This window comes from Rhodococcus sp. NPDC057014 (assembly GCF_042673295.1).
In the GTDB taxonomy this organism is placed as follows: domain Bacteria; phylum Actinomycetota; class Actinomycetes; order Mycobacteriales; family Mycobacteriaceae; genus Rhodococcus_F.
In genome coordinates, this window is record NZ_JBHUSF010000104.1 from 1 (window position 1) to 25,489 (window position 25,489).

Here is a 25,489-nt window from a genome sequence, read left to right on the forward strand (position 1 = left end):
ACTCTGGCCCTTCCCGACTGATCGGGAAGGGCCAGAGGACCGCTGAGCTGCCTGAGAGAATCGAACTCTCGACCTTTTCATTACGAGTGAAATGCTCTACCGACTGAGCTAAGGCAGCGGTGCCTTTCGGCGGTGGCGAGTCTAGCGCCTCAACCCCGAGTATGCGAAAACGGCTCCCTGAACGCGTCGCCGAGAGTGGCCACCATGGCGTCGACAGCCCACTGCGGTTTGACGTTGACGGTGATCGCCTCACGGCACTCGAGGACCGCTTCGATGCACTTCAGAAGGCCTTCCGGGGTTGTTCGCGACGCGAGGTCGGCGGCCCGATCGGCCATGTCCGGGTGATTCGCGGCGGCGTTCGACTTCCACGTGACGGCGAGCGCGTCGCGGTAGAGACCGGCCAGATCGATCAGTGCGCGGTCGAGTGCGTCACGGCCCGTGCGAGTGGCCCGGGACTTCTGGCGCTTCTCGAGATCCTTCAGCACACCCGCCGAGCCGCGGAGCGCTCCGGCCGCCCCCTTACCGGTACCGCCCGCGCCCAGAGCGGTGCGCAACTCTTCGGTCTCCTGCTCGTCCCGGGCGGCACTCATCTCCTTAGCCTCCGCGTCGGCGGAACGCACCAGTTCTTCCGCAGCGGCAAACGCGGTGGCGGGCCGCAGCGCCGCGACCGCCAGGTCCAGCGCGTCCTTCCGACGCACCTTGGCGTTCAGATCCGTCGCGAGACGCCGCGCCCGGCCGACATGGCCGCCGCTGATCGAGGCCGCCAGTTGCGCGTCTTCAGGGGCCAGCCCGTCCCGCTCACGCAGGACCTTGGCGATGGAGTCGGCCGACGGCGTCACGAGATGGATGTGCCGGCAGCGCGACCGCAGCGTCACGGAGATGTCCTGCGGGTCGACGGACGGAGCGCACAGCAGGAACACGGTGCGGTCCGGTGGCTCCTCCACCACTTTCAGGAGCGCGTTGGCCGCACCCTCGGTGAGCCGGTCCGCGTCCTCGACGACCACGATCTGCCAGCGCCCGGTACTCGGCCGGCGCGCGGCGGTCTGCACGATGGCGCGCATCTCCTTGACACTGATGCTCAGGCCCTCGGGGACGACCTGCCGGACGTCACCGTGGGTGCCGGCCATCGCGGTGGTGCAGGCGTGGCAGACGCCGCAGCCGGGAGTGCCGTCGCTCGTGCACTGCAGGGCGGCGGCGAAACACTGCGCCGCCACCGACCGACCCGAGCCGGGCGGGCCCGTGAACAGCCACGAGTGCGTCATCGCGGAGCCCATCTCGCCGACTCCACGACGGGCGGCAGTCGCCGCGGCCGTCAGTTCGGACTCGACGTCCTCCTGGCCCACCAACCGGTCGAATACCGTCACCGCGCCAGCCTAACCGGCACGTGCGACATCCCTACCGGCCCGAGGTACCGGCTCACGCCTTCTTGTCCGCGGCCTTCTTCGAGGCGGCCTTCTTGGCCGGCGCCTTCTTGGCAGCGGTCTTCTTCGCGGCCTTCTTGGCGGGGGCCTTCTTCGCAGCGGCCTTCTTCTTGACGGGGCCGCGGGCACGCCGATCCGCGAGCAGTTCCGAAGCGCGAGCGTCGGTGATGGACTCCACCTCGTCGCCCTTGCGGAGGCTGGCGTTGGTTTCACCGTCCGTGACGTACGGACCGAACCGGCCGTCCTTGATCACCATCGGCTTCTCGCTGACCGAGTCGACGCCCAGCTCACGCAACGGCGGGGTGGCGGCGGCCTGACGCCCGCGGCGTTTGGGCTCCGCGTAGATCTTCAGCGCCTCCTCGAGGGTCACCGTGAACATCTGGTCCTCGGTGGCGAGGGACCGCGAGTCCGTGCCCTTCTTCAGGTACGGGCCGTAACGGCCGTTCTGCGCGGTGATCTCCTCCTTCGACTCCGGATCGACACCCACCACACGCGGCAGCGACAGCAGCTTGAGGGCGTCGTCGAGAGTCACCGTCGCCAGGTCCATGGACTTGAGCAGCGAGCCCGTCCGCGGCTTCGGACCGGTGGCCTTCTTCGCCGCCTTCTTCGCGGGCGCCTTCTTGGCGGCGGCGGTCTTCGTCTTGGTCGTCCCGTCGGACGATTCGTCGGTCACCGGCACCACGGCGGGTTCGGGCTCCGGTTCCGGCTCGGGCAGGATCTCGGTGACGTACGGGCCGAAGCGGCCCTCCTTCGCGACGATCTCGTGCCCCGTCAGCGGGTCGACGCCCAGCTTGCGACCCTCCTGCGGAGTGGAGAACAGCTTCTCCGCGTACTCCGGTGTCAGCTCGTCCGGCGGAAGGTCGTCGGGCAGGTTGGCGCGCTGGGAGACGAGGTCGCCCTCGGGGTCGTCCGGGTTCTGGACCATCCGTTCGAGGTACGGACCGAACCGTCCGACGCGGACGTGCACTTCCCGTCCCTCGGAGTCGTCGAAGAGCCTGATCGAGTTGACCTCGCGGGCGTCGATCTCCTCGAGGTTGACGCCGACCATCTTCTTCAGGCCGCCCTCACGGGCCACCGAACCCTCGGCTCCGTGATCGCCGCCGAAGTAGAAACTGCTGAGCCAGTTGCCGCGTTGTTCGCGGCCACCGGCGATCGCGTCGAGGTCGTCTTCCATACCGGCGGTGAAGTCGAAGTCGACCAACCGTCCGAAGTGCATCTCGAGAAGGCCGATCACGGCGAACGCCACCCAGGACGGGACGAGCGCGCTGCCGCGCTTGTAGACGTATCCGCGATCGAGGATGGTCTTGATGATCGACGAATACGTGGACGGGCGGCCGATGCCCAGCTCTTCGAGGGTCTTGATCAGGCTCGCCTCGGTGTACCGGGCGGGCGGGTTGGTGGTGTGGCCGTCGGGGTCGAGTTTGGTGGCGGTGACCGCCTGGCCCTCGACGAGAACCGGCAGACGCGACTCGGCGTCGTCGGACTGCCCGCCGGCCTCCTCGTCGACGCTCTCCACGTAGGCCTTCAAGAATCCGGCGAACGTGATCGTGCGGCCCGATGCGGAGAACGTGCACTCCTCGCCGGTGCCCGCGGTTCCGGTGATCCGCAGCGTCAGCGTCGTGCCTCGCGCGTCGGCCATCTGCGACGCGACAGTGCGCTGCCAGATCAGCTCGTACAGGCGGAACTCGTCGGTGTCGAGGCGCGAATGCAGCTGACCGGGGGTCTGGAACACGTCGCCGGCGGGGCGGATCGCCTCGTGCGCCTCCTGCGCGTTCTTGACCTTGCGGGTGTACTGCCGCGGAGTGTCGTGCACGTACTCGGCGCCGTACAACTCGGTGGCCTGCGCCCGGGCGGCAGCGATCGCCGACGACGACAGCGTCGTCGAGTCGGTACGCATGTAGGTGATGTAACCGTTCTCGTACAGGCGCTGCGCGATGCGCATGGTCCGCTCGGACGTGAATCGCAGCTTCCGGCCGGCCTCCTGCTGCAGCGTCGACGTCATGAACGGCGCGTAGGGCTTGCGGGTGTACGGCTTGCTCTCCGCGGAGGAGACGGTGAGATCGACACCCGCGAGGGACTCGGCCAGACGCTGAGCCCGCGCCTCGTCCAGGACCGTGACGGTGCTCGTCTTCAGCTGTCCGTCCGAACCGAAGTCGCGGCCGGAGGCCACCCGGGACCCGTCGACGGTCACCAGACGCGCCCCGAAACTGCGGGGGCTGGCGTCCGCGCCGGCGTCGAGAGTCGCGGAGATGTCCCAGTAGGAGGCCGAGCGGAACGCCATCCGCTCGCGTTCCCGCTGCACGATGACGCGCGTCGCGACGGACTGCACGCGGCCTGCCGACAGCCGCGGCATGACCTTCTTCCACAACACGGGGCTGACCTCGTAGCCGTACAGACGGTCGAGGATGCGGCGGGTCTCCTGCGCGTCGACCAGGTCGTTGTCGAGCTCGCGGGTGTCCTCGGCCGCGGCGCGGATGGCAGGCTCGGTGATCTCGTGGAAGACCATCCGGCGAACCGGGATCTTCGGCTTGAGCGTCTCGAGCAGGTGCCAGGCGATCGCTTCGCCCTCGCGGTCGGGGTCGGTGGCGAGGAAGAGTTCGTCGGCGTCCTTGAGGAGGCTCTTCAGCTCCGTGACCTTGGACTTCTTCTCCGGGCTGACCACGTAGAGCGGTTCGAAATCCTCGTCGACGTTGACGCCGAGCCGCGCCCACGACTCACCCTTGTACTTGGCCGGGACGTCGGCTGCTCCTCGCGGAAGGTCGCGGATGTGGCCGACCGACGCCTCGACGACATAGTTCTTCCCGAGGTACGGGGCGATCTTGCGGGCCTTGGTCGGCGACTCGACGATCACGAGGCGGCGAGGCTGGCCGGACGCTCCCGCCGCACCCTGTGCACTGCCGTTGTCCCCTTTAGCCACGTGAAGCCCGAGCCTTCCTGAAGTCGATCGCTGCCACTCGACAGTTGTGCAGACAAACCCTTTTATACCCGGTTCGCCTATTACTAGAGTGACATACCCGGAACCCATCCTCGCAGATCAGTACCGTCTACACGGCTCTACACGTGGGGCCAACCGGTACGGTCGTCCACGTTTCCGGGAGCCTCGCCGATGCTCTCGACGAGTCTGCCGAGCCTACGCCGACCCGAGATCCGGAGCCCCGGACCGGACCCACGGGTGCCGATCAGCGTCGGCGCGATGCCCGCCCGCATCAACGCCTGCGCCAACGGCGCGTGGGTATCCGGGGCGTGCGGATCGAGTCCGAGGACGAACCGTTCGCCCTCCGCTTCACCCCTGCCCGACGCCAGCGCCCACACCCTCAGCTGACGCCCCGACGGCACCCAGCCGGAGGGCACCGCCTTCACCGCTCCCCTCGTCCACTGGTCCGCGAGAGGCCGCAGGTCGACGACGGACGCGGTGCGGACCAGGGGGCTGCCTTCGTCGCTGCGCGTGATCTCGACCTCGAGTCCGGCCTGCTCGATCAGCTCCGCGATCGCCTCCGCCCGCCACTGCGCGTCGACCACGATCGAGATGCGTGCCCGCCCGCCGGACGTGACCACCTGGCCCGTCGCCGCGAGCAGACCGCACAGATCGGTGACTGCCGGCGGCATCGCCTCCGCGGAGAAGAAGGAGAGCTGGCTCACTGAAGTACCCCCTTTGCCACGGCACCGTTGCCGTGAAAACGACTCGTCCCCCACCGCCTCAGGCGATGGGGGACGAATCAGACGCGGCCGCGAGGACCCCGCCTATCTGATTTACGTGTTCACGAACGTGAACGGCAGAATCAGACTGCGCGAACGCCGGTTGCCTGGGGACCCTTGGTGCCCTGGCCGACCTCGAACTCCACGCGCTGGTTCTCCTCGAGGGTGCGGAAGCCGCTGCCCTGGATCTCGGAGTAGTGAACGAAGACGTCAGCGGAGCCGTCTTCGGGTGCGATGAAGCCGAAGCCCTTTTCCGCGTTGAACCACTTCACAGTGCCCTGTGCCATGCTTTTCCTTCTCTTTCTAACCACCGGATTCGGCGGACAGCACATACAGTCCGCCGGGCCGGTTCCGACCGCTGTACTTCTAGATTTCCCCCTCAGGAAAAGCAGAGCACCGCGTTCGCAACATCGATCCTGCGAACGTTCACTCTTTCAAGCCTACGAACACAGAAGCTGCGACCAGTTGTAGTCAACCATGAACTCCGGGAACGCAACAGTCGAAATCCGAACAATTCACACAAAAAGTTGATCTTGTAGCGAACAGGCACGGAACTGGGCATTAGCGACGGCGTCGCGACACCCCGGACGACAGGCCTCCGGAGGCACTCGTTATCATCAAATGCGCAGGTCGTGGCGGTGTGGAAGCTACTCGCCCGTCCCTACGACAGCCCGGAGACTTCAGTGAGCACACCGTTTTCACCCCGTGACGACAGTGGAAATACGGGCGAAACATACGGCCGAACACTCCTGAACCGAGTCCTCGAGGGTGTTCCCCGGGACGAAAAGCCGCTCACTTTCGCCGCAGAAATGCCCGCCCGGACTTCCCAGCTGTCGGAATGGCCGGCCTGGGCGCACCCGAGCGTCGTCCGGGCCATGCAGGAGAACGGGATCGCCCGCCCCTGGACCCACCAGGCCGCTGCCGCCGACCTGGCGCATCACGGCACGAACGTCGTGGTGTCCACCGGCACCGCCTCGGGTAAATCCCTCGCCTACCAGCTTCCGGTACTCACCACTCTGGCAACGGATCCGCGGGCGACCGCGCTCTACCTCTCGCCGACCAAGGCGCTGGGAGCGGACCAGCTCCGGGCGGTGACGGCACTCATCGACTCCGACGTCCTGGACGACGGGGACGACCTGCGTGGTGCGTACCCGTGTGTGTTCGACGGCGACACCCCACTCGAGGTGCGGCACTGGGCCCGGGAGAACTCGCGGTGGCTCTTCACGAACCCCGACATGCTGCACATCTCGCTTCTCCGGACCCATCAGCGATGGGCGCACTTCTTCCGCAATCTGGCGTACGTGGTGATCGACGAATGCCACTCCTACCGTGGCGTCTTCGGTTCGAATGTCGCGCTCGTGCTGCGGCGGCTGCGGCGCATCGCGGCGCGGTACGGCGCCGACCCCGTCTTCGTCCTCGCGTCCGCCACCACCGCCGACCCCGGGGCGGCGGCGTCGAGGCTGATCGGGGCGCCCTGCGCCGAGATCGTGGAAGACGGTTCGCCGCACGGTCCCCGGACCGTCGCGCTGTGGGAACCCCCGCTCATGCGGGAGGTCACCGGGGAGAACGGGAGCCCGGTCAGGCGGCCCGCCGGGTCCGAGGCCGCCCGCATCATGGCCGATCTGATGGTCGAAGGCGCCCGCACGCTGACCTTCGTGCGCTCCCGCCGGGGCGCCGAACTGACCGCGATGGCGACCAAACGTCTACTCGGGGAGATCGATCCCGCACTCGCGTCGCGCGTCGCGTCGTACCGGGCCGGTTACCTCGCCGAGGACCGGCGTGAACTCGAGACAGCCCTCGCCGACGGCACCCTGCTGGGCGCGGCGACGACGAATGCGCTGGAACTGGGCGTCGACATCGCCGGCCTCGACGCCGTCGTCGTCGCCGGGTTCCCCGGCACGGTGGCGTCGTTCTGGCAGCAAGGCGGCCGGTCCGGCCGGCGCGGCGAAGGTTCGCTCGTCGTGCTGGTCGCGCGAGACGACCCGCTCGACACGTACCTCGTCCATCATCCGGCCGCGCTGCTCGACAAGCCCGTCGAGGCCACCGTCACCGACCCGAGCAATCCGTACGTCCTCGGCCCGCAGTTGCTCTGCGCGGCAATGGAACTACCACTGTCCGACGCGGAGGTCGAAGCGTTCGGGGCACTCGACGTGCTCGCGAAGCTGTCGGAGCAGGGACTGATCCGCCGGCGTGTACACGGGTGGTTCGTCACCGCCGGCACAAATCCTCATGGCGCAGTGGATATCCGGGGTGGAATCGGAACCCAGGTTGCGATTGTCGTGTCGGAATCCGGACGCATGCTCGGGACGGTCGACACCGGCCGCGCTCCGGCCACGGCGCACCCCGGTGCCGTGCACATCCATCAGGGCGAGTCGTACGTCGTCGACGAACTCGACCTCGACCAGGGTCTCGCCCTCGTCCACGCGGAGGACCCCGACTGGACGACGTCGGCCCGCGAAACCACCGAGATCACCGTCACCTCGGTGCTCGAGCAGAAGCAGTTCGGCGACGTGGAGGTCGCGCTCGTCGAGGTCGAGGTGACCCATCAGGTGATCGGGTACCTGCGGCGACTGTCGTCCGGCGAGATCCTCGACGCCGTCGAACTGGATATGCCGAAGCACACCCTCCCCACCCGCGCAGTGATGTACACGGTCACCCCGGAACTTCTGCTGCAGGCGGGTGTTCCGGCGGAGCGCGTGCCCGGGGCGCTCCACGCCGCGGAACATGCGGCGATCGGTCTCCTGCCCCTCGTCGCGGTGTGCGATCGAGGCGACATCGGCGGCGTCTCGACGGCGTTGCACGCCGACACCGGACTTCCCACCGTGTTCGTCTACGACGGTCATGCCGGTGGCGCCGGATTCTCCGACCGGGGGCACGCCGAACTCACCCGCTGGCTCGGCGCGACCCGCGAAGCGATCCGCTCGTGCGAATGCACGTCCGGGTGCCCGTCCTGCGTGTACTCGCCGAAATGCGGAAACGGCAACGATCCCCTGGACAAGGACGGGGCGATCCGGGTCCTGTCGGCGGTGCTGGACTCGCTCGGCTGAGATACGGGCCTTCCGATCAGCGCAGATACAACCGCACCGTGTCGATCACGTCGCGGAGCAGGTGAATCTCCTCGCCGGTCGGCGGCGCGGTGACCGTGACATCGTCCGCGACCTTCAACTCCCAGCCGGTCTGGGCCCGCACGTCGTCGACGGTGACCCCCTCGTGCACGCTGACCAACTCGAGTTCGTCGAACGGGCCCTGCCGCGACAGCACGCCGAGGTTCGTGAACACCTTCGTCACCCCGCGACCGCGGGGGGCGATCCCGTCGCCCGCCGCCCGGGCCCGGACCGGGCTCGGCGACGTGCAGAAGTCGAGTTCCGCGGGGAAGGCGCTCGGATCGTGGCGCCGCATCACCACGAAGATCTCGCCGGCGTTGGGCATGATTTCCACGGCACCACCGGCACCGGGCAACCGGACCGTCGGCTTGTCCCAGTCGCCGATGATGCTGGTGTTGAGGCTGCCGTACCTGTCGATCTGGGCGGCGCCGAGAAACCCGACGTCGACGTTGCCGCCCTGCAGCACGTACCCGAACAACGCCGACATCGACACCACCGACTCCGCACCCGACACGACCACCGAGTCGGCGATGCCCTCGGCCATCGCGCTGGGATGGGCGCCGCACACGCCCGATTCGTAGATCAGTTCGACGTCCGGGTTGCTGGTCCGCTTGGCCAGGTCGACGGCGAGCGTCGGCAGTCCGACGCCGGCGAAGACACGTCCCTTCCCGGCGAGTTCACGGGCGGCGACGGACACGATGACCTCGGTCGCCGAGATCCCTCCGACTCGTGCTGTGGTCATTTTCTGCTCCCGTAGTCGACCGGTTCGGACAATCGAGGCGCGACGGCGAGGTCGTCCCAGTAGTCGCCGCCGAGTTTGTCCAGGTACTCCTCGTGATTCGCGGTGCCGTGGACCCACTCCTTCAGCCACGCCTGGAGGAGTCCCGAGTCCTTGCTGATCGCGGTCCAGCGCCGGTAGAACCCGCAGTCCCGGTCGTAGTAGCCCTGCACATAAGAGGGGTGCGCCCCACGTGGACAGACGACGACGGCGTCGACGGCGTGGGAGGGGATCACCGTTCGGCTGGGGTCGGAGCGGACGACGTCGTCGTCGACGATCTCCTCGACGACCACGATCGCCTTCCTCGCGGCGTAGACCGCCTCCTGCTGGACCCCGGAGATCCCCCAGATCTGCACATTGCCGTGACGGTCGGCGCGCTGCGCGTGAACGATGGTGACGTCCGGGTTCAGCGGCGGAACGACGTACACGGTGCCCTCCCCGTACGGGTCGTCGACCAGGCGAATTCGGGGATTGAGCCGCGGAAGATCGCTTCCGGCGTAGGACCGCAGCGGAAAGAACGGCAGACCGGCCGCGCCGGCCTGATAGCGGCAGACCATTCCGTAGTGGCTGTACTCCTCTACCTCGAGCGGCACCGGATCGTGGCGCTCGATGCGTCGTCGCAACTCGTGCAGCGACCCGGCCGAGCCGCTCGCGAAGAACGACGCCACGAGCTTGGTGACGCAGCCGGCGGCCACGAGTTGATCGGACACGATGTCCGGCGTCATCCGGCACAGCGTCAGGTTCTGGCGCTGCTGCCGGATGATCTCGTGCGCAGCCGCGAACGAGATGAGATGCGAGAAGCCCTCGAGGCACACGGTCATGCCGTCGTCGACGTACGTCTCGATGGCCTCCGCCATGCTGACCACTTTGCTCATTGCCATGCCCTTCTCCGGACCGGCCGGACGTCGCTTCGGGACCGTTCCGACCTGATTACCGCCGTCGCGCTCAAAAGTGTTGACAGTTCTATTGCTCGAACTGCAATAGTCCTGTCGTGGAGATTTCTCAGATCACTGCCTTTCTCGCGGTCGCCGAGGAGTTGCACTTCGGCCGGGCCGCACAGCGCCTGCACTCGGCTCAGCCCCCGCTGAGCAGAACCATTCGGCAACTGGAGAAGCAACTCGGGGCAACCCTGTTCGACCGGAACACCCGGAACGTCCGCCTCACCTCCGCCGGCGAGGCACTGCTCGGCCCGGCGCGCGAGATCCTGGACGCCTGCCGGCTCGCGGAGATCGCCGTCGCCGCCGCCGGGCGCGGCCAGATCGGCCGGGTGCGCATCGGCTTCTCCGGCGTCTCGTCCCATCTGCTCATCGGACGGTGGGCGAAACTCGTCCGACACACTCATCCGGGCATCGAATTCGTCTTGAACAGTTCCGCTTTCGCGAGCGAGGCACTGAACAAACTCCTCGACGGAACCCTCGACATCGGTCTGGGCCGGTGGATCTTCACCCCGCCCGGCATCGCGTCCCGCGTCATCCTCAACGAGGACTTCGTGGTGGCCGTGACCGCCGACCACCCGCTCGCAGGCAAGGACGGCGTCCGGATCGAGGAGCTGGCGACCGAGCCCTGGGTGGCACTGCCCGCCGATCCCGGATCCGCGCTGCGCGACTCGCTGCAGAGGGCGGCCCACGATGCCGGTTTCACACCCCGGATCGTGCAGAGCGCACCGGACTCGATGTCGTTGATGGCGTTGGTGTCCGCGGAAGTCGGCTGCGCGTTGACCGTCTCCTCCGTCGTCGAGAACGTCAACAACCCGGATGTCGTGTTCCTCCCACTGGTCGGAGGTCCCAGCACTCTGCAGTTGCGGATCGCGTGGCGAGCGGACGACGACAGCGCCGCGTTGCGGGAAGTCCTCAGGCTGTCCGAGGAGGCGTTGCCCACTCCCGAAGGACCGCCCACTCCGGACTGACACCGCGCGGTCAGGAGTGGGCTGTCGCATGTGCCTGCCCTGCGCTCGGAGTGCCGTCGGCGTCGTCGTCGTACTCGACGTCGAGTTGCAGTTCGTCGGCGTCGGATTGCTCCGCCGTCGACAACCGGCGCGCGTCGTATCCGGTCCGGTTCAGGAGCAGCAGCGTGCAGACCAGCGACACGACGGCGTAGCCGGCCGACACGAACGCGACACCGACGATGTTGCCGGACGAGTTGAGCATCCACTGCGCCAGCACCGGGGTACCGCCGCCGACGATCAGGGAACACAGCTGGTAGGCCGCGGACAGTCCGGTGTAGCGGATGTTGGCGGGGAAGGCACGCGCGAGCACACCGGCGATGGCGCCGTAGAACATCGAATGCGGAATGGTCGCGAGGCACATCGCCACCACGGCGACGGCGAAGTTCTCGGTCCGGATCGCGAAGAACATCGCCGGCATGAGGACGAACTCGGGAATCACCATGATGCACATGGCTTTCCGCATATCGATTCGGGACACCAGGACGGCGCCGAACGGCTGCACGATGAACTGCACCACGAGGGCGATCGCGATGGCACCGAGGAACGTGCCACGGTCGTAGCCGAGTTCGCTGGTGGCCCACGACAACGCGAAGGTGTTCTTGAAGTACGTCACCTGCGCCAGGGGCAGCGCGCCCGCACCGAGCAGGACGAGGACCCAATGCTTGCGCAGCACCTCACCGATCGGCAGTGCGACGGTCTTCTTGCGCTTCAGCACGGTCTTCATGGCGTCCGACTCTTCGAGTTTGAGGCGGATGACCATGCCGACGATCACCAGGACCGCGGAGATCAGGAACGGGATTCGCCAGCCGTACAGCACGAATTCCGGGGTGGGCATCGCGGAGAGCAGGAAGAACGCCATCGTGGCCAGGAGGTTTCCGGCGGGCGACCCCTGCTGCGCGAACGCGGAGTACAGAATTCCCTTCCCCTTGGGTGCGTTCTCACTGGCGATCAGGACGGCACCGCCCCACTCGCCACCCACGGCCACGCCCTGAACGACGCGGAGGAAGACCAGCGCGACCGGCGCCCACACTCCGATCTGCGCGTAGGACGGCAGGAGACCGATCCCGACCGTGGCGGTCCCCATCATCACGAGGGTGATGACCAGGGTGGTCTTCCGGCCGATCTTGTCGCCGAGATGCCCGAAGACGATGCCACCGATCGGTCGGGCGAGAAACCCTGCCCACAGCGTGACGAACGCGAGCAGGGTGCCCATGCCCGCCGGCAGGGTGTCGGAGAAGAACACCTGACCGAAGACCAGGGCGGACGCGGTGCCGTAGATGTAGAAGTCGTACCACTCGATGGTGGTGCCGATGAACGAGGCGATGCCCGCTCTCCGTGCTTTCGTCTCGGCCTCGGTCCGCTGCGGTGGTGCCGTGGTCATGTAGTGCCCTCTCTCGCCAAGGGGAGTGGTGTGAATGGAAACCAGCTCGCTTCAGTGAGACTCGCATCACAGGATCCATGCCGTCCAATACTTCTCCGGCCGAGGATTATTACCGATCTGGTCATAATCCGGGAAACCCCGTGCACGCTGGAGCGATGGGCGTCACCAGTGCCGCCCCGCCGTCGACGTCACTCCGCGGGGCCCGCCCTCGCCACCGCCCGGGCGTCCCGGACCCCCGGCACGGACAGCAGCACCGGCGCGGTGACCGCGACCTCCACGTCCCAGTCGTCGACCTCACAGGACACGACCTCGGTGCGCATCCGCCCCGCGACCTCCCGCGCCGCGTCGCACGCCGCGTCGGTGCCGCGGTCCAGAGCGACGGCCGCGGCGAGAGCGGCCAGATCCGCGGCCGACTGCGCGCGGTGCCGCACCGCCACCGCCGAACCGACGTGCACCAGCATCGCCGTGACCACCACCAGGGCCGCGAGCGCACAACACGCCAGCACCGTCGCGGCCCCGCGGTCGTCGGAGATCCCCGCACTCACCGGCCTCCCCCACTCCACCCCGGCACCGTGGGTTCGAGAGCGGCCACCGCCTCCGCGGAGATGGTCACCAGCGGAAGAAGTGGGCTGTGTGCCCGCACGGTCGCGACGACGAACTCCCCCTCGGTCCGTACGGACACGTCGGCGCCGCCCGGGGCCACCCTCTCCGCCGCGGAGATTGCCGACTCGTGATCTCCGCGGGCGGCGAGCCGGGCGGCCTCGCGCGCCGAATCGACACACCGGACATGCAGCGTCACCGCGGTGATCGCGCCGACACACAGCACGACCACCGCGACGATCGACGCGATCGCAATCGCCGCCTCCACCGTGACACCGCCCGCGTCCGACCGGCGCAGGTTGTCGGCGAACCTCATCACACCGCGGTGTTCAGCGCTTTGTCGATGATGTTCGTCAACGCCGTGACGATGCTGTCGCCGGTGACGACCGAATACAGGACGGCCCCGAACGCCGCGGCCGCGATGGTGCCGATGGCGTACTCCGCGGTCGACATGCCGTCCTCGTCCGTCGCGAGCAGAGCGAGGTGGGCCGTCAGTGCCCGCACTGCCGCCAGAGACCGGATTCCGTGTTTCATGATGTTCCCCCTTCAGAGTGACCGGCGCAGCGGTTCTGCGCCGGAAGTGTCTGCGTGTCACAGCAACCCGCCGTCCAGTACGCGCGAGGCGAGCCCGACGACGACCGGGATGATCCCGAGGCAGATGAACGCCGGCAGGAAGCACAGCCCGAGCGGACCGCTGATCAGCACGCCCGCCCGTTCGGCCGATGCCGCCGCCAGGTGCTCGACCTGGGTGCGGCCGTCGGCGGCGAGTTCCGTCATCGAACCGGCGAGCGACGAACCCGATGCCGCCGACCGTCGCGCCATCCGGGCGAGCGATTCGGTGGCCGGGTCCGACGCCGCCGCCTCCCACGCGGTCGCCGCGTCCGCGCCGAGCGAGAGCAGGTCCGCGGCACGGCGAAGCGATTCCGACAGCGGCGCCGGCGCGGACCGCGACACCGCCTGCGCCGCGGTCGCGACCGGTAACCCTGCGCGCAGGCACGCTGCCAGCAGGTCGAAGGCGGCGGCGGTCGCGAGCGGGTCCTCGCGGCGTGTGGGGTCGTCCGCCGCGGCCACCGAATCGCCCGGACCGCCGGTGTCGCCGCGCAGTCGCTGCACCGGTGATCTCGGTGCGGGGAGAACCACCACGGCACACGCGAGGAGAAGTACCGCGCCCCAGATCATCCCGTCACCCGTCCGGTGATCCGGTCGGTCCACAGCAGTCCCGCGCACACCAATCCCGCACCGAGCAGCAGCAGGATGCCGCCCACCCCGCCGCCGAACAGCACCGCCAGCGGAGACGCCCCCATCATCTGACCGAGACCGACACCCAGGAGCGGCAGGCCGGCCAGCACGGTCGCCGTCGCCCTCGCTCCGGCGTGGGACGCCTCGGTCCGCTGACGGAAGCGACTGCGCCCCAACAGGTCCGTCCGCGCCGCCTCGAGCAGCTCCGCCAGCGCGAGACCGTGCGCGTCGGCCACCGCCCAGATGTCGGCGATCCGCCCCAACTCGGTGCCGACCCGGGAGTCCGCGATCCGGAACCCGTCGGCTGCGGATCCCCCGAGCCGCGAGCGTGCCGAAGCGGCCCGGAACGCCGCCGACACACTGCCCACCGATTCGTCGGCCGCCGTCCGGCATGCCGCGGCGGGATGCGCACCCACGCGGAGTTCCGCCGTCACCACCTCGAGGCCCGCCAGGACGACGCGCAGATCGGCGTCCTTCGCTCGGGCCGACCGACGTCGCACCGACCTGAACCGCACTGTCACACAGACGATCACCGACGCCAGAACGGCGCAGATCCCGCCCAGTTCGTACACGACCGGAGCGCACACGAGTGCGGCCGGAACCGCCCAGGGCAGACCCATCCGCCGCCGGGAACCTCCCCGTCCGGCAACCGCGAGCAAGCGCGGACGCGACCGCGCGGACGGCACCGCCAGCACCGCACACGCCAGCACCACCAGACCTGCGATCACGACGCCTCCCCACCCGCCACCGCCGGTTCCCGCCGAGAACACCAGCGGCGGAGCCGGTCCACCGCCGGCCCCTCCCCCGTGTCGTGACTCCAGGCGGGAACGATCGTGACGCGTCCGTGCTCGTCGCGAGTGACGACACCGATCTGCGTCAACTGCCGTGCTCCGCTCGACGACCGGTGGACGTGCAGGATCACCTGCACGGCCGCGGCCAGCTGACTGTGCAGCGCCGCGCGGTCCATTCCGCCCAGTGCCGCAAGCGCTTCGAGCCGGGCAGGCACCTCCTCGGGCGAGTTGGCGTGCACCGTTCCGGCGCCACCGTCGTGACCGGTGTTGAGCGCCGTCAGCAGGTCGACCACCTCCGCGCCCCGCACCTCACCCACCACGATCCGGTCGGGTCGCATACGGAGGGACTGCCGAACGAGATCCCGGACGGTCACCTCGCCCACGCCCTCGACGTTGGGCGCCCGGGCCACCAGCCGGACCACGTGCGGGTGCGTCGGCGCCAACTCCGCGGCGTCCTCCACACAGACGATCCGTTCGGCCGGATCCACCGCGCCCAGCAACGCGGCCAGCAGCGTGGTCTTCCCCGCCCCGGTGCCGCCGGTGACCAGAAAGGCGAGGCGTGCGTGCACGATCTTCACCAGCAGATCGTGAGCCGCCTCGGTGACGGCGCCGCCCGCGACGAGCGCGCCGAGCCCCTGGGTGGCCGGGCGCAGCACCCGCAGCGACAGGCAGGTGCCGCCCTGAGCGACGGGCGCGAGGACGGCATGCAGCCGTACACCGAACGAGCCGTTCCCGACGTCCCGCAGCCTTCCGTCGACCCACGGCTGAGCGTCGTCGAGGCGGCGACCGGCCGACAGCGCGAGCCGCTGGGCGAGTCGGCGCACCGCCGCCTCGTCCGTGAACCGGACCGCTGCGCGTTCGAGTCCGCGGCCGCGGTCCACCCACACCCGGTCCGGCGCCGTGACGAGCACGTCCGCGACACCGGGCTCCGTCAGCAGCGACTCGAGCGGGCCCGCACCCGTGAGTTCGGTCATGAGCACCCGCAACGCACCGAGCAGGTCGGTGTCGCCGAGCACGCCGCCGGACTCTGTCCGGATGGCCGCGGCGACCGTCGCGGGTGTCGGCTCGCCGGACGTGTGCGCGAGGCGTTCGCGCACACGGTCGAGGAGGTCGGGGGTGACGAGGGAACTCATGCCGCCCACTCCCGGGTCCGCGGTCTGTTGCCGACGGTATCGAGGACCGCGTCGGCCGCGGCGCCCAGCGGGGAGCGCCGCCCCGGCCGCAGACCGCCGTGTTCGAGCATTCCGGTGAGCGCGCGCTCGGCGCGCATCGATGCGATCAGCGGCAGGTCGAGGACCTCCGCCACGTCGGCGCCGCGAAGCCCGCCCGGTGCCGGGCCACGGACCACGAGTCCCTGGTTGGGATTCCGTTCGGTGATCCACTGCGCCACCTTCCCCGCGGCGATGCAGGCCCGGACGGTCGCGGGCACGACGAGGACCACGAGGTCGGCGAGTTCGAGGACGACTTCGCTGACCGGGCCCGGGAACCGCGACACGTCGCACACGACCAGGTCGCCGGCCTGTCGCCCGGCGTCGGTGACAGCGCGGACCGCGGCCGCCGTCGGTCCCGCGCCGTGCCCGGTCCTGCTGCAGGCGAGGACCCGCAGGTGCTCGCCGCGGGCGGGCAGTGCGTCCCGGAGCGCGCCCGCGGATATCCTGCCGCCTTCGATCGACAGTCCCGACCACCTCAGTCCGGGCACGTCCTCGATGCCCAGCAGCACGTCGAGCCCGGATCCCCACGAGTCGGTGTCGAGCAGCAGTGTGGGCTGCGGCCGCGTCGCCGCGGTGAGGGCTGTCGCCGCCGCCAGGGTGGAGGCGCCGGCCCCGCCGCAGCCGCCGACCACGGCGACGACGGTTCCGTCCGCGTCGGGCCGCTGGGGCTGCTCACCGAGAACGGCGACCAGGGCCGACTCGTCGTCAGGCACGGCCAGCACGTGTTCGGCGCCGACCGCGGTCGCGATCCGCCACTCGTCGATGCCCGGCGGGCCGTCGCAGAGCAGCACGACCCGGCGCCGGCGCGGGAGGCGGTTGCGGCACGCGGCGGCCGCACGCGCGTCGAGCACGACGATCGGCGCGCTGCCCCAGGCGTGCCGGGCGTCGGCGATCTCGGTCTCGTTCAGCGTCCGGTCGGCCGCCGCCGCTACGCGCCTGATGCTGTGCAGCAGCGCCGGATCGTCGACCAGCACCAGCACTTCACCACCGTCTCGTGCGTCCATGCAGCGAGCGTGCCTGCTGCCGGAGACCCGCGGCAGGTGCCGTGCTCGAATTGTGGACAACTTCGGGGCTGTGGATAAAAACTGGTACTACCGCACCAATTTCTTGGGAGCAGGGCGCGCGGGGCGGCGGACCGGCCGCAGACAGAGGACGACCCTCGCCAGGGGGGGAGGAGGCGAGGGTCGTCAGTGTTCAGCCCCGGGGGGTCGGGCTGAACATCGTCCGGATCAAATCCGGACATCAGCAATACTACACCTCCCCAGATCAGTATTTGCAAGTTCAACTGTTCAAATGTTTTACGGTGTCGGAGATACCGAACGCCCCTGTTCCGGGCGGTTGCACGGAACACGCACCCAGGGCCGAAGTCCGCATATCCTTGGACATTGTGACCGCGAAGCCACAGAGAAGTGCCAAGACAGGTCGACACACCGAAACGGGTCGGGTTGCCGCATTCTTCGACCTCGACAAGACGATCATCGCGAAATCCAGCACGCTCGCCTTCAGCAGACCGTTCTTCGACCAGGGCCTGATCAATCGACGGTCCGTCCTCAAAAGCAGTTACGCACAGTTCTTGTTCCTGCTGTCGGGCGCGGACCACGATCAGATGGAGCGGATGCGCGCCTACCTCACGAGCATGTGTGCGGGCTGGAACGTGGAGCAGGTCCGGTCCGTCGTGGCCGAGACCCTCCACGACATCGTGGACCCCCTGGTTTTCGCGGAGGCCGCCGACCTCATCGCGGACCACAAGCTCCGCGGTCACGACGTCATCGTCGTCTCGGCGTCGGGCGAGGAGGTGGTGACGCCGATCGCCGAAGCACTCGGGGCGACGCGCAGCATGGCCACCCGCATGGCGGTCGCGGACGGGCTCTACACGGGGGAGGTGGAGTTCTACTGCTACGGCGACGGCAAGGTCGAGGCGATGCGGCAACTGGCCGACGAATGCCACTACGACCTGTCGGTATGCTACGCCTACTCCGACTCCGTGACCGACCTGCCGATGCTGACCGCGGTCGGCCACCCGACGGCCGTCAACCCGGACCGGGCGCTCCGGAAGGCCGCGGCCGGAAACGGTTGGCCCATATTGACTTTCTCGAATCCGGTCTCCCTCAGGGCGCGCCTCCAGGCGCCGTCCGCCACCACCGTGGCGACCACCGCCGCGGTGAGCGTCGGGGCCCTGGTGGCGGGCGCATTCACCTATGGAGTGTTGCGCCGCAAGCGCTGACCGCCGCAACCCGCGACACGGTCACAAACCTAATTTGATACTTGATGTGAGGGGGGTCACGGGGTACAAAGGAGTTACGGAAGAACGGAAGGCCAAGGTCGACCCAGAAGAGAAGGATCGATCTCCCGACCAGGATTCCCAGCACGGGCACTAGGTACCCACGCGAAGCATAAGCCACTATAAGGGCAAAAGCGTTGTGGGCCTGCGAGACTCGAGTCTTCACCGGCAAGGACCCTGCACAGGTTGCAAGGACGACCCGACGATATTCGGACTCTCGCCGAGGCCACCCACACAACCCACCATTGCACGCTTGGTAACCGGTTGTCCGTGCTAACGGGCGGCGAAGTCGACACCAGTCGGCAGCGCCGCCCGTTTCACATGTTCGGGAACATGTTGCCGTGCAATGGATTCCAGTCAGCTCGCCGCCGCTTCCGCGATGGACGTGGCCTCGCGGGCTCCGGCCTCCAGCGCACCGCAGCAGAGGACGACCCAGCTCCCGACCCCCTCCGGTTCGCCCGAGGCGAAGGCCGCGGCCCCGTTGCGGTACGCCTGCTGCCGGCGCAACCAGCTGACCTCCGGAACCCCGAGATTGTGGGGATCGAGCCCACTCGACACCGAGACCAGACGGGACGCGGCGCGCGCGACGATGCCGTCGCCCACCCCGAACGGCCTCAGCGTCAACAATTCACCGTGCACCACTGCCGCCAGAATCGGTGCGGGTGCGGCCGTGCCCCCCGTCACGAGCTGAGCCAGACCGTCGAGTCGCTCCGCGACACCGGCCCCGGCTCGTGGCCTGCCGAGCAACTCCTGATCCTCCACGAGATCGGCCGCGGCGAGCAGATGCAGCCGCGCGAGAGCCTGCAGGGGCGCGCGCTGCCAGGTGGACTGCAGAAGCGTGAGCGCGTCACCGTCGAGGGCCTGCCCGACGCGCAAGGCACCCGACAGGATGGGGTCGCCGGCCTCACCGGGGGTAGGCAGCTCGGTGCTGCCCCCGTCCAGCGACGCGGAGGCGCGGGCCGCCCTGACGGCCGCCTCGGCCGCGGTGGTCGGCCAGCCGCGCCGGTTGGTCTTGTGGCGGTGAACCGCGCCGAGCGCGTCGCGCGCACGGTCCGCGGCTTCGCGGACACCGGGAAGGTCGACGAGGGGCTGCAACGGGTCGCTCACGTACCGGAACGCTACCCGGCGCCGCCGCGGGTCAGGCGCCGAGCCGGATCGATCCGCCGGGAATCGCGTCCAGCAACTTCCGCGTGTACTCCTCCTTCGGCGCCGTGAAGACCTCGTCGGTGGTGGCTTTCTCCACGATCGCGCCTGCAGACATGACGAGCACGTCATCGGCGATCTGCCGTACCACCGCCAGGTCGTGGGTGATGAACAGATAGGTCAGACCCAGTTCCGCCTGCAGGTCGTTCAGCAACGTGAGGATCTGGTCCTGGACCAGCACGTCGAGCGCCGACACCGCCTCGTCGCACACCACCATCTCGGGCTGCAGCGCCAGCGCCCGGGCGATCGCCACCCGCTGCCGCTGGCCCCCCGACAACTCGTTCGGGAACCTCCGCATCACCGAAGCCGGCAGCGCCACCTTGTCCAGCAGGTCGCGGACCCGCGCTTCCCGCTCCGCCTTCGTCCCCACCTTGTGGGTGCGCAGTGGCTCCTCGACGGTGCGGAAGATCGAGTACATCGGGTCGAGCGTGCCGTACGGGTTCTGGAAGATCGGCTGCACCCGGCGGCGGAACGCGAGCGTCTCCCTGCGGTCCAACGTCGCGACGTCCTTGCCGTCGAACACCACATTCCCCGATGTCGGAGCGAGCAGTCCCAGCACCATCTGCGCGACCGTCGACTTGCCCGACCCGGACTCGCCGACGATGGCCGTGGTCGTGCCGCGCCGGACCGCGAACGAGACGTCGTCGACGGCGGTGAAGTCGGTGGACTTCCGTAATCCGTGGCGGATCTTGAACACCTTGGTCAGCCCGGTGGCCACGACCACGTCGTCCGTGGCCTTGCCGAATTCGACGCCGATCTGCCCGTGCTGTTCCGCCTCGCCCACCACCTCGAGCGCGTGCTCCCGGATGTCCGCCCGGGCCAGCGAAGAACTCCGCCGTTGCGACGCCAGCGACGGCGCCGCGGCCACCAGCTTCCGGGTGTACGGGTGACGCGGCCGCTGCAGGATCTCCAGCGCGGGCCCCGCCTCGACCACCCGCCCCTTGCTCATCACGATCAGGTGCTCCGCCCGCTCGGCGGCCAGACCGAGATCGTGGGTGATGAGCAGGACCGCGGTGCCGAGGTCGTCGGTGAGACCGTCGAGGTGGTCGAGGATCTGACGTTGGACCGTCACGTCGAGGGCCGACGTGGGCTCGTCCGCGATCAGCAGTTGCGGGCGTGCCGACAGCCCGATGGCAATGAGCGCGCGCTGGCGCATGCCCCCGGAGAACTCGTGCGGATACTGGCCCAGCCGGTTCTCGGCGTCGGCGAGCCCGGCCTCCTCGAGGAGTTCGGCGGCACGCGCCTTCGCGGCCTTACCCTTCGCGATCCCGTTGGCTTCCAACGCCTCCTCGATCTGGAATCCGACCTTCCACACCGGGTTGAGGTTGGACATCGGGTCCTGCGGGACCAGGCCGATCTTCTTCCCGCGCAGCGCGACGAACTCACGCTCGGACGCCTCCGCCAGGTCCTGTCCCTCGAACAGGATCTGACCGCCCGTCACCCGTCCCGTCCCGGGCAGCAGGTTGATGATCGCGTGGGCGGTGGTGGACTTGCCCGAACCGGACTCACCGACGATCGCGACCGTCTGCCCCGGATACACCGTGAGGCTGACCCCGCGCACCGCGGGCACGAGCCCGGAATGGGACTGGAACGACACCTCCAGGTCCCGGATCTCGAGCAGCGGCACCTCGTCGCCCGAATTCTGCGGGCCGGCCGCATCGTTCGCGGTCATCGCGCTCACCTCTTCCGGGCCTTGGGATCGAGTGCATCCCGGAGGGCGTCGCCCATCATGATGAAACCGAGCACCGTGATCGCCAGCGCGGTCGCCGGGTAGAACAGGATCGGCGAACCTTGACGCAGCGTGACCTGGGCGGTGCTGATGTCTCCGCCCCACGAGATCTCGGTCGACGGCAGCCCGATACCGAGGAACGACAGCGTCGCCTCGGCCACGATGTAGATGCCGAGGGAGATGGTCGCGATCACGATGATCGGGGCCAGGGAGTTCGGCAGCACGTGCCGGATCAGGGTGCGCACGTTCGAGACGCCGAGCGCCCGCGACGCCATCACGTAGTCGTTGCTCTTCGCCGAGATCACCGCGCCTCGAGCGATTCTCGCCATCTGCGGCCACCCGAACAGGGCGAGGACGACGATCAGCGTCCAGATGGTGCGGTTGGTGAACAGCTGCATCAGGACGATCGCCGCGAGGATGAGCGGGATGCCGAAGAAGATGTCGGCGACCCGGGACAGCAGCGAGTCCACCGCGCCGCCGTAGAACCCGGCGACCGAACCGAACACCACGCCCACCACGAGCACGATCGACGTGACGCCGACACCCACCAGCACCGACGCCCGCGCCCCGTGGATCGTGCGCGAGTAGATGTCGCAGCCCTGCTTGTCGAATCCGAACCAGTGCCCCGCCGACGGCCCCTGCATGCTGAACGCGAGATCGCAGAACCGCGGGTCGGTGCTGGTGAACACGTCCGGAAACGCCGCCACAGCGATCACCACGACGATGATCACCGATGCGACCAGGAACAGCGGGCGCTTACGCAGATCGCGCCAGGCATCCGACCACATGCTCGTCGGCGACTGGTCGATGTGGACGGCGTCGGTCTCCCCGGGCGCCGCCACTTCCTCGGGCGCCACGAAATGCGCCTGACGGGTCTTCCGGTCGCCCGTTCGGGCGTCCTCCACTTTCTCAGACATAGCGAATCCTCGGGTCCAGCGCGGCGTACAGGAGGTCGACGATCAGGTTGGCGAGCAGATAGATGACGATCAGCACTGTCACGAAGGACACCACCGTGGGCGCCTCACCGCGGGTCACCGCCTGATAGATCGTGCCGCCGACGCCGTTGATGTTGAAGATGCCCTCCGTGACGATCGCACCGCCCATCAGGGTGGCGAGATCGGCGCCGAGAAACGTGACCACCGGGATCAGCGAGTTCCGCAGCACGTGCACCTGCACCACCCGGCGCCGCGAAAGACCCTTGGCCGTCGCTGTTCTCACGTAGTCGGCGGTGAGGTTCTCGGCGACCGACGTCCGCGTGAGCCGGAGCACGTACGCGAACGACACCGACCCGAGGACGAAGGCGGGCAACAGCAGATTCTTGAAACTGGTGTTGCCCCCGACCGTCGGCGGCACCAGCCCCCACTTCACGCCGATGAAGAACTGGGCCAGGAAACCGATGACGAAGATCGGGATCGCGATGATCACCAGGCTGACGAGGAGGACGGAACTGTCGAAGATGCCGCCCTTGCGGAGCCCGGCGAACAGGCCGAAGCCGATCCCGAAGATCCCCTCGATCGCCAGTGCCATCAGTGACAGCTTGATGGTGATCGGAAAGGCCTGCGCCAGGACCTCGCTGACGGGGCGACCGGAGAAGGACGTGCCGAAGTCGAGCGTGAAGATGCCCTTCAGATACAGGAAATACTGCATCAGGAACGGTTGGTCGAGGTGGTACCGGGCGCGGAGCTGCGCCGCCACCGCGGGGCTGAGGGCTTTGTCGCCCGCCAACGCGGCGATCGGGTCGCCGGGAAGCAGGAACACCATCGCGTAGATCAGGAAAGTGGCCCCGATGAACACGGGAATCATCTGGAGCAAACGGCGACCGACGTACCAGAGCATCGGATCACCTCCTATTCGTCGGGGACCGTGACGTCAGGAATCCGGAGCCTCGGCCCGTACTCCCGAACGGGCCGCGAACTGACAGCTCGCGGCCCCACCCGTCGGAGAACTTCCCGTGCGTCAGTTCTTCTCGATGTCCGAGTACATCGGGATGCCCTTCCAATCGATGACCACGTTCGACACGTTTTCGGACCAGCCGCTCGCCGCGTTGCGGTACCACGTCGGGACCGCGGGAAGATCGCGCAGGAGAACCTCCTGCGCCTGGTTCAGCAGGTCCTGGGCCTTCTCGGGATCGACCTCACCCGCGGAGGCGCGCAGCAGGCGGTCGAACTCGGGGTTCGAGTAGTCGCCGTCGTTGGAGCTGCCGCCGGTCTGGTAGTTCTGTGCGAGGAAGCCGTACTGCTGCGGGTAGTCGCCCTGCCACCCCGAACGGAACGCGCTGGGGATGGTCCGGTTGGTGGCCTCCGTGCGGATCTGCGCGAACGTCGGATACTCCTTGCCCTTCGCGTCGATACCGAGGGTGTTGCGAATGTTGTTGGCGGTGGCGTCGACCCATTCCTTGTGGCCGCCGTCCCCGTTGTACGCGATCTCGAAACTGCCCGACCACGGGGCGATGGCGTCGGCCTGGGCCCACAGCCGCTTCGCCGCCTCCGGGTCGTACTTCAGGTTGCTGTTGCCCACGAGCGAATCCGACCAGCCCTCGATGGCCGGACTGGTGAAGTCGAGCGCGGGGGTGCGGGTGTTGTTGTAGATCTGCTGGGTGATCTGGTCTCGGTTGATCGCCATCGAGATGGCCTGCCGGCGCAGCGTGCCCTCCTCACCGCTGAAGTGCGGCAGACGGCCCGGGATCGTGAACGTCTCGATGGTCGCGGACGGCTGGTTCACGGTGCGACCAGGCAGGTCGGTCTCGAATGTGGTGACGGCACTCGGCGGCACCTGGTCGAGGACGTCCACATTGCCCGCGAGCAGATCCGTGTAGGCCGTGTCGAGGCTGTTGTACATGACGAAGTCGACGCCGGCGTTCTTCGGCTTGCGGTTGCCGTTGTAATCGGGGTTCACGACGGTGTCGATGCGCACGTTGTGCTGCCACGCCCCGGGACCCGACATCATATACGGACCGTTGCCGATGGGATTCTCGCCGAACGCGGCCATGTCCTGGTACGCCACCGCGGGCAGCGGGTAGTACGCGGCGAAACCGAGACGGTCCGGGAAGGCGGACTCGGGTTGCTTCAATTCGATCGTGAACGTCGAATCGTCGACCACCTTCAGTCCCGACATGGTCTGCGCCGTGGGGTTCTCGGCAGCCACCTCGTCGTAGCCCTGGATCGGGTCGAAGAAGGATGCCTGGAGCTGCGCGTTCGTCGACAGCGCGCCGTAGTTCCAGGCGTCGACGAACGAGGCCGCGGTGACGGGTGTGCCGTCCGTGAACGTCCAGCCGTCCTTCAGTTTCACCGTGAAGTTCTTGCCGTCGGTCGTCTCGATGGACTCGGCGACCTCGTTGTTCACACCACCGTCGGAGTCGTAGGAGACGAGCCCCGCGAACAGCGCATCGACGACGCGGCCACCCTGATTCTCGCTGGTATTGGTGGGAATCAACGGATTCTGCGGTTCACCCGCCCAGGCGTTGACGATGCCGCTGCCGCCCCCGCCCGTCGAGTCACCGGACGAGCAGGCGGACAGCATCCCTGCTGCCAGGCCAACCGCCAGAACGGCGGTTGCCACACGTGTGATGCGCAAGACGATCCTCCCAGATCTGCAGGGTTCCGGGCAGCCGTGCCGGGCGCAGCCCGAACGATGGGATGACGATAAGTCAACGTTTCAATCTGTGTGGCCACGACGGGTGAAACTCGCGGAATCGGCATCCGATCGAAACATCGTCGGCACTGGGGTCGCCACTCGTCGTCCACGCTTGCCGTCCGTCGCGCCCATTCGACCGATCGTCGCAGAATATGGGCATGCAACCTTGTGCAACGGTGCGCTCGGGAGCCCTTGTGACTACCCTCACACGTGCTAGAAGTGCCGAATTCGAGACTGGAAAGAAGGCCGGCCCACAATGACCAGTGCAGCACAGGCGAGCGGAGCGACGGGGAAGGCCGCACAGGCGAGCGGAGCGACGGGGAAGTCCGAACCGCACGACGGCATCCCGGTGGCCTACGCGCCGAGCCCCGAGTTCACCGCTACTGCGAACGCCGGACCCGAACTCCAGGCTGCCGCAGACGAGGACCGACTCGCATTCTGGGCGACCCAGGCCGAGCGCCTGCACTGGCACACGCC

The 25,489-nt window shown here is 68.3% G+C and carries 23 protein-coding genes and 1 tRNA gene; 4 read left to right on the forward strand and 20 right to left on the reverse strand.

The genetic code is table 11. The annotated features are described in order from the left end of the window. Positions 1-45: 45 nt before the first annotated feature. The 5 genes from ACFTZB_RS20935 to ACFTZB_RS20955 form a co-directional block, all read right to left on the reverse strand. Positions 46-118: transfer RNA gene (locus tag ACFTZB_RS20935), tRNA-Thr, on the reverse strand. Between the two features lie 31 nt (positions 119-149). Then, on the reverse strand, positions 150-1,364 hold the full coding sequence (locus tag ACFTZB_RS20940) for a DNA polymerase III subunit delta' (protein ID WP_378433857.1): 1,215 nt from the start codon (positions 1,362-1,364) through the stop codon (positions 150-152). A gap of 52 nt (positions 1,365-1,416) precedes the next feature. Then, a complete protein-coding gene (gene topA, locus ACFTZB_RS20945; RefSeq protein ID WP_378433858.1) occupies positions 1,417-4,338 on the reverse strand; it encodes a type I DNA topoisomerase in 2,922 nt (973 codons plus the stop codon). A gap of 137 nt (positions 4,339-4,475) precedes the next feature. Beyond that, positions 4,476-5,060 carry a hypothetical protein gene (locus ACFTZB_RS20950; protein WP_378433859.1) on the reverse strand — a complete coding sequence of 195 codons (585 nt, stop codon included), beginning with the start codon at positions 5,058-5,060 and terminating at the stop codon, positions 4,476-4,478. 140 nt (positions 5,061-5,200) lie between these two features. Beyond that, the gene (locus ACFTZB_RS20955; protein WP_005248460.1) at positions 5,201-5,404 is read right to left on the reverse strand and encodes a cold-shock protein; all 204 of its coding nucleotides are present in this window, start codon (positions 5,402-5,404) and stop codon (positions 5,201-5,203) included. Between the two features lie 396 nt (positions 5,405-5,800). On the opposite strand from ACFTZB_RS20955, the gene ACFTZB_RS20960 reads away from it, so the two are divergent. Further along, the gene (locus ACFTZB_RS20960; protein ID WP_378433860.1) at positions 5,801-8,164 is read left to right on the forward strand and encodes a DEAD/DEAH box helicase; all 2,364 of its coding nucleotides are present in this window, start codon (positions 5,801-5,803) and stop codon (positions 8,162-8,164) included. A 16-nt stretch (positions 8,165-8,180) separates the two neighbouring features. On the opposite strand, the gene ACFTZB_RS20965 is transcribed toward ACFTZB_RS20960, so the two are convergent. Further along, positions 8,181-8,963: a CoA-transferase subunit beta gene (locus tag ACFTZB_RS20965; protein WP_378433861.1), complete on the reverse strand. Its 783-nt coding sequence runs from the start codon at positions 8,961-8,963 to the stop codon at positions 8,181-8,183. Further along, a complete protein-coding gene (locus ACFTZB_RS20970; protein ID WP_378433862.1) occupies positions 8,960-9,880 on the reverse strand; it encodes a CoA transferase subunit A in 921 nt (306 codons plus the stop codon). The genes ACFTZB_RS20965 and ACFTZB_RS20970 overlap by 4 nt, the downstream gene beginning before the upstream one ends. Positions 9,881-9,990: 110 nt before the next feature. Between ACFTZB_RS20970 and ACFTZB_RS20975 the strand changes: the two genes are divergently transcribed. Next, on the forward strand, positions 9,991-10,905 hold the full coding sequence (locus ACFTZB_RS20975) for a LysR family transcriptional regulator (protein WP_378433863.1): 915 nt from the start codon (positions 9,991-9,993) through the stop codon (positions 10,903-10,905). 10 nt (positions 10,906-10,915) lie between these two features. Here the strand turns inward: ACFTZB_RS20975 and ACFTZB_RS20980 are convergent, their stop codons facing one another. The 8 genes from ACFTZB_RS20980 to ssd all read right to left on the reverse strand — a co-directional run bounded on the left by ACFTZB_RS20980 (position 10,916) and on the right by ssd (position 17,170). Continuing rightward, the gene (locus ACFTZB_RS20980) at positions 10,916-12,325 is read right to left on the reverse strand and encodes an MFS transporter (RefSeq protein WP_378433864.1); all 1,410 of its coding nucleotides are present in this window, start codon (positions 12,323-12,325) and stop codon (positions 10,916-10,918) included. 188 nt (positions 12,326-12,513) lie between these two features. Continuing rightward, on the reverse strand, positions 12,514-12,870 hold the full coding sequence (locus ACFTZB_RS20985; protein ID WP_378433865.1) for an Rv3654c family TadE-like protein: 357 nt from the start codon (positions 12,868-12,870) through the stop codon (positions 12,514-12,516). Beyond that, positions 12,867-13,241, reverse strand: coding sequence for a TadE family type IV pilus minor pilin (locus ACFTZB_RS20990; protein WP_378433866.1), 375 nt, complete (start codon positions 13,239-13,241; stop codon positions 12,867-12,869). Before ACFTZB_RS20990 ends, ACFTZB_RS20985 begins: the two co-directional genes overlap by 4 nt. Continuing rightward, positions 13,241-13,459, reverse strand: a complete 219-nt coding sequence (locus ACFTZB_RS20995) for a DUF4244 domain-containing protein (protein ID WP_012691430.1) — start codon at positions 13,457-13,459, stop codon at positions 13,241-13,243. The genes ACFTZB_RS20990 and ACFTZB_RS20995 overlap by 1 nt, the downstream gene beginning before the upstream one ends. A gap of 57 nt (positions 13,460-13,516) precedes the next feature. Then, complete coding sequence (locus ACFTZB_RS21000) at positions 13,517-14,104, reverse strand: type II secretion system F family protein (protein WP_378433867.1); 588 nt, start codon at positions 14,102-14,104, stop codon at positions 13,517-13,519. Continuing rightward, positions 14,101-14,892 carry a secretion protein F gene (locus ACFTZB_RS21005; protein ID WP_378433868.1) on the reverse strand — a complete coding sequence of 264 codons (792 nt, stop codon included), beginning with the start codon at positions 14,890-14,892 and terminating at the stop codon, positions 14,101-14,103. The genes ACFTZB_RS21000 and ACFTZB_RS21005 overlap by 4 nt, the downstream gene beginning before the upstream one ends. Further along, positions 14,889-16,088, reverse strand: a complete 1,200-nt coding sequence (locus ACFTZB_RS21010) for a TadA family conjugal transfer-associated ATPase (RefSeq protein WP_378433869.1) — start codon at positions 16,086-16,088, stop codon at positions 14,889-14,891. Before ACFTZB_RS21010 ends, ACFTZB_RS21005 begins: the two co-directional genes overlap by 4 nt. Continuing rightward, on the reverse strand, positions 16,085-17,170 hold the full coding sequence (gene ssd, locus ACFTZB_RS21015; protein ID WP_378433870.1) for a septum site-determining protein Ssd: 1,086 nt from the start codon (positions 17,168-17,170) through the stop codon (positions 16,085-16,087). The genes ACFTZB_RS21010 and ssd overlap by 4 nt, the downstream gene beginning before the upstream one ends. Before the next feature lie 383 nt (positions 17,171-17,553). Here ssd and ACFTZB_RS21020 point away from each other — a divergent pair, with 383 nt between their 5' ends. After that, positions 17,554-18,390, forward strand: a complete 837-nt coding sequence (locus ACFTZB_RS21020; RefSeq protein WP_378433871.1) for an HAD-IB family hydrolase — start codon at positions 17,554-17,556, stop codon at positions 18,388-18,390. A 414-nt stretch (positions 18,391-18,804) separates the two neighbouring features. Here the strand turns inward: ACFTZB_RS21020 and ACFTZB_RS21025 are convergent, their stop codons facing one another. From ACFTZB_RS21025 to ACFTZB_RS21045, 5 genes are all read right to left on the reverse strand, one after another. Next, the gene (locus ACFTZB_RS21025; RefSeq protein ID WP_378433872.1) at positions 18,805-19,554 is read right to left on the reverse strand and encodes an oxidoreductase; all 750 of its coding nucleotides are present in this window, start codon (positions 19,552-19,554) and stop codon (positions 18,805-18,807) included. Positions 19,555-19,585: 31 nt separating this feature from the next. Next, a complete protein-coding gene (locus ACFTZB_RS21030) occupies positions 19,586-21,322 on the reverse strand; it encodes a dipeptide ABC transporter ATP-binding protein (protein WP_378433873.1) in 1,737 nt (578 codons plus the stop codon). Positions 21,323-21,327: 5 nt separating this feature from the next. Then, positions 21,328-22,296, reverse strand: a complete 969-nt coding sequence (locus tag ACFTZB_RS21035) for an ABC transporter permease (RefSeq protein ID WP_378433874.1) — start codon at positions 22,294-22,296, stop codon at positions 21,328-21,330. Then, the gene (locus tag ACFTZB_RS21040) at positions 22,289-23,215 is read right to left on the reverse strand and encodes an ABC transporter permease (protein ID WP_206007388.1); all 927 of its coding nucleotides are present in this window, start codon (positions 23,213-23,215) and stop codon (positions 22,289-22,291) included. The genes ACFTZB_RS21035 and ACFTZB_RS21040 overlap by 8 nt, the downstream gene beginning before the upstream one ends. 120 nt (positions 23,216-23,335) lie before the next feature. Further along, positions 23,336-24,952, reverse strand: coding sequence for an ABC transporter substrate-binding protein (locus tag ACFTZB_RS21045; protein ID WP_378433875.1), 1,617 nt, complete (start codon positions 24,950-24,952; stop codon positions 23,336-23,338). 316 nt (positions 24,953-25,268) lie between these two features. On the opposite strand from ACFTZB_RS21045, the gene ACFTZB_RS21050 reads away from it, so the two are divergent. After that, the coding region (locus ACFTZB_RS21050) for a hypothetical protein (RefSeq protein ID WP_378433876.1) at positions 25,269-25,489 on the forward strand (221 nt) is incomplete at its 3' end.